This is a genomic window from Streptomyces kebangsaanensis (assembly GCF_001906585.1).
Classification (GTDB): Bacteria; Actinomycetota; Actinomycetes; order Streptomycetales; family Streptomycetaceae; genus Streptomyces; species Streptomyces kebangsaanensis.
The window spans coordinates 45,671-50,088 of the sequence record NZ_JUJA01000114.1 but is presented as its reverse complement, the minus strand read 5'-3'; the positions used below and the strand labels follow the sequence as shown (position 1 = coordinate 50,088).

The following is a 4,418-nucleotide window of genomic DNA, read 5'->3' as shown; positions in this document are numbered from 1 at the left end:
GACCAGGGCATCCACTCCCTGATCGCGGTGCCGTTGCGGGCGCGGGGCACGGTGCTGGGCACGGTGGACTTCTGGCGCGGACGGTCCACGGAACCGTTCGGCACGGAGGACGTGCCCTTCGCCGAGGAACTGGCCGCCCGCGCCGCGGTGGCCCTGGACAACGCCCGCCGCTACACCCGCGAGCACACCATGGCCGTCGCCCTGCAGCGCAGCCTGCTCCCCCGCGACCTGCCCGGACACGACGCCCTGCAGGTCGCCTACCGCTACCTGCCCGCCCGCGCCGGAGTGGGCGGCGACTGGTTCGACGTCATCGAACTGTCCGGCACCCGGGTCGCCCTGGTCGTCGGCGACGTGGTCGGCCACGGCCTGCACGCCGCCGCCACCATGGGCCGGCTGCGCACCGCCGTGCACAACTTCGCCACCCTCGACCTGGCCCCCGACGAACTCCTGGCCCGCCTGGACGACCTGGTGGCCCGCCTGGACCAGGAACACACCGCCCAGGACCACACCGGCGAGGAGGCGACCCTGACCGGCGCCACCTGCCTGTACGCCGTCTACGACCCCACCAACGGCCACTGCAGCCTGGCCCGCGCCGGCCACCCCCCACCCGCCCTCGCCCTGCCCGACGGCACCGCCACCTACCCCGACCTGCCCGCCGGCCCACCCCTGGGCCTGGGCGGCCTGCCCTTCGAGACCACCGAACTGCACCTGCCCGAACACAGCCGCCTCGTCCTCTACACCGACGGCCTCATCGAAGACCGCCACCGCGACCTCGACACCGGCCTGGCCACCCTGCGCACCGCCCTCACCCACCCCGACCGCACCCCCGAACAGACCTGCCAGGACATCCTGGCCGCCCTGCCCCCCGACCACGCCCGCGACGACATCGCCCTCCTCGTCGCCCGCACCCGCATCCTCGCCCCCGACCAGACCGCCCACTGGGACCTGCCCCCCGACCCCGCCGCCGTCGCCCGCCTGCGCGCCGACGCCACCGCCCAACTCCAGGCCTGGCACCTGACCGACACCGCCTTCACCACCGAACTCATCCTCAGCGAACTGGCCACCAACGCCATCCGCTACGGCCACCCCCCCATCCACGTCCGCCTCATCCGCAACCGCCACCTGATCTGCGAAGTCGCCGACGCCAGCAGCACCTCACCCCACCTGCGCCACGCCGCCACCACCGACGAAGGCGGCCGCGGCCTCTTCCTCGTCGCCCGCTACGCCCAACGCTGGGGCACCCGCTACACCCCCACCGGCAAAATCATCTGGACCGAACAACCCCTCCACGACACCAGCGAACCCCCACCCGACGACAACATCGACACCCTGCTCGACCAGTGGCCCGACACCACCCCATGACACCCACCCCGAACCCGCACAGACCCGCACAGACCCGTACGGGTGAGCTGCCGATGGTTTCCCGATTGCTCCACAAGACCGGACGGGACCCGTCCGGCCGGCTGGAAATCCGCCATCCCGGCGACGAGCCGTATGGCGCCCCCGGCAGACTCGAACCTGCGGCCAAGCGCTTGGAAGGCGCCTTGCGTGTGTGCCCGCGACCGGTCTCCGACCTGGGCAGTCACCCGCGCCGTTGACGGCTTGTCACCCGGCTTCGACACGCATTCGACCCGGCCCGGATCACTCGTAGACGGTCGCCGCTCGCAGAGCTCGTGCGAAGAACCTCCAGTCACCGCTGGCCGGCAACTCGCGGCCGGTGTTGCCGTACCAGCCGTCCGCGTCGTCGACCCATGCCGCCAAGGCATCCAGGAAGCTGTGGAGGTCCGCGTTCTCCCACGAGTTTCCATCCTCGGCGTGGCTGCGGCACAGGGCACGGACGAAGGCTGCCAGGTCTTCTCTGCTGTCGACGTGATCAGGAGAAGCGGTCATGCCCGGGACCCTACTCGGCACGCCGGCTCTGGGCCTGGTGAGTAACGCCCGCCCGGCCGCCGGCCGCTCCCACCGCCTCCTCCTGTGGTCGGGACCGGAGGGCAAACCCTGCTACCTGAGCACCGACGACAGGCACGGCTTCATGTCCCGCCTGGCGGACAACATCGAAGCGGTCCAACTCGATACGATGGACGAGTTGTTGGAGCAGGCCCCGGAAACCCTCGACGACCAGGACGCAACCCCGGAGGACCTGCGACTTTTGAAGCGGCGGCAGCAAACGGCGCTTGCCGACGACGACCTTCCGTCTGCCTTCATGTGGCTCGACCGAGGGGGTGCGGAAATGAGAAGGGTGCGGAGGTCCTTCGTCCCCGCGATGTCTCCAGCGGCCGTTCGCCGAGGTACACGCCCTCGCGGACCGGGTTCCGAAGTAGGCCACTGGCCGGCCGACGCCACCGGTGAGCGGGTGCGTGCCGGGCGGGTGTCGGGAACCGAACTCGCGCTCTCAGCTTGGGAAGCGCGTGCGCTTCGGTCCTCGCTGCCTTGCCGACCTGGGGCGGAACGGTGTCTCCGGCTGATTGATCGCCGGCCTACTGCCTGCCGTTCCCTGTGGTTGCCCGCACGATCTGGCATGCGTCTGGCACGTCTCTCGTCGGCTCCGGGGGCCGGGGGTCGGGAACGTCTGCCCCAGCGATGGGAGGATTCCTGTGCCACCGCGCCGTATCGAGGAGGGGCCCGAGGTGCCGTCCACCGAGCTGAAGCACACGTTTCAGATCGCCGCATCGCCGGAGGAGGTCTTCGCGCATCTGGCCGAACCGTCGCACTACGTCGGCCTGTCGCCGCTCCTCGTCGCCGTCCGCGACGTGCGCCGCAACGGCGGGACCGTGAACTATACGGGCGTGGAGCGTTTCCGGTTCCTGAGCGTCCTGCGACACGACAACATCATCGACGTCACGCTCGTCGCCGTCCCGGACGGCCTCCCGCACTCCGCCGAGATCTCCGGCGAAGTCCGCGGCTCCGCCCGTGTCCGCATGAGCTACCGCTTCTCCATCGACCGCCACGCGGCCGGCAGCGTCGTCACCGACACCCTGCACCTGCGGACGCCCCCGGGCCTGCTGCGCTTCGCCGCCTCCCAGGCGGAAGCGGTCCAGCAGGCCCGAGCCCGTATCCTGACGGCCCGCCTGGCCCGGTCCGCCTGACGGCCTCCAGCGCGGGCCGTCCGGTGGTGAACGCGGCACGGAGGGTCGATCCTGAAGGCCCACCCTTGCCGGGATTCGAACCTGCGACACCCGCTTCAGGAGTTCGATCCGAGTCCGCTCCGGCTGTCGTCGTCGACTGGTGCGGCGGCCGGACAGAAGTGCTGGTGTACGCCCTCGTCCGGCGTCGTGGATGTCAGCCGTGGATGCCGGAGACCTTCTGATCCGTAGCTCCAGCCAGATCGGTCAGCGACGGTCAAAGCGGTCGCTACGAGGCTACGGAGGGACGCTACCGAATGCCGGCGGACGCTGGGATCGCGGTACTGCGCTGCTGTACCTCGGCGCTTACCAGTCGCGCCACTGGTCTGTGATCTCGTGGCGCCCCATACCGCTCCTGGCCGCCAGGGCTGCCACGTCGATGCCGTGTTCGCTCAAGGTGCGGTCGATGTACTCGCACAGCTGCTCACGCTCGTCCGTCTCATACCCGGACCCGCCAAGCTTGTCGTCCTCGTTGATCGCGTTGAGATCCAGAACGACCCGCTGAATCGCACCGAAGACCTCCTCGTCGGAGGGCTCCTTCAGCGCACGTACGTCCTCCTCGAACGCCTGCAAGGCGTCGTCCGTCGCCTTCAGCAGGGGCTCCGGGAAGAGCTCCGCCATGCCGGCGCACTCCGGGGCCAGCGTCCCGGCAGCCAGTTCGCGCGCCTCCTGGGCTACGAGGGCACGCCAGTTCTCAGGTGGTCTGATCGCCATGCCGGGGATGGTAGGCCCGAGCACTGACACTCGCGCCGTGGACGTGGGGAGCGACCCCTGGTTCGGAAGATCGCGTACCCGGATCTGGGCTGAGCCGGCGGGACGCTGAAATGTGGGTTCTCCGGGCTTGGGCGTGGTGGTATCAGCGTCGAAGATCCAATCGGGTGACCTGGGACTGTCCACCCGGACGACTGTCGTCAGTGGTCCGCACCGGTCGTCGTTGATCGCCCTCGGACGGCCCGCAGACGGCCCAGGAACGGAGCGCTGCCGCGCTGCCGCAGGGCGCCTGGGGCGCTAATGTCGCGCCCACTGTCGCAGCTTCCCGATGGCGCGATCCTTGTGGAGACGGGTTGCCGAGATTTCGCCTGGGCTCGTCATGAACGCCGTGAGGGGGGTCCATCGCTTACGTCCGTTGCGAACCGTCCACCTCACCGCGGGGAAGTCCGTGATCTCCATGATGCGCTCTCGGTCGATTACCCGCGTGCGCAGGTAGCCACGGATCACCAACCGCGAGTGTTCGCATGTCACGCCGAGTCGATATCCCCGCACCGCCAGGACAGCGAACCCGATCACGGCCAGACC

At 69.8% G+C, this 4,418-nt stretch carries 5 protein-coding genes and 1 pseudogene; 3 read left to right on the top strand and 3 right to left on the bottom strand.

Features of this window, described 5'->3' with window-relative positions; all coding sequences use genetic code 11:
* On the top strand, positions 1-1,362 hold a 1,362-nt coding region (locus tag RH94_RS17005), incomplete at its 5' end, for an ATP-binding SpoIIE family protein phosphatase (RefSeq protein WP_143204030.1).
* Positions 1,363-1,641: 279 nt separating this feature from the next.
* Here the strand turns inward: RH94_RS17005 and RH94_RS17000 are convergent.
* Positions 1,642-1,890: a DUF7660 family protein gene (locus RH94_RS17000; RefSeq protein WP_073948429.1), complete on the bottom strand. Its 249-nt coding sequence runs from the start codon at positions 1,888-1,890 to the stop codon at positions 1,642-1,644.
* Between the two features lie 37 nt (positions 1,891-1,927).
* Here RH94_RS17000 and RH94_RS43645 point away from each other — a divergent pair.
* Together RH94_RS43645 and RH94_RS16990 are read left to right on the top strand one after the other, a co-directional pair.
* A pseudogene (locus RH94_RS43645) lies at positions 1,928-2,182 on the top strand (hypothetical protein); the annotation flags it as partial.
* A gap of 445 nt (positions 2,183-2,627) precedes the next feature.
* Positions 2,628-3,086 (top strand): SRPBCC family protein, encoded by a 459-nt coding sequence (locus RH94_RS16990; protein WP_073948427.1) that lies wholly within the window; start codon positions 2,628-2,630, stop codon positions 3,084-3,086.
* 342 nt (positions 3,087-3,428) lie between these two features.
* On the opposite strand, the gene RH94_RS16985 is transcribed toward RH94_RS16990, so the two are convergent.
* Together RH94_RS16985 and RH94_RS43640 are read right to left on the bottom strand one after the other, a co-directional pair.
* Complete coding sequence (locus RH94_RS16985; protein ID WP_073948435.1) at positions 3,429-3,836, bottom strand: hypothetical protein; 408 nt, start codon at positions 3,834-3,836, stop codon at positions 3,429-3,431.
* Positions 3,837-4,130: 294 nt separating this feature from the next.
* On the bottom strand, positions 4,131-4,418 hold a 288-nt coding region (locus tag RH94_RS43640; protein ID WP_234425832.1), incomplete at its 5' end, for a hypothetical protein.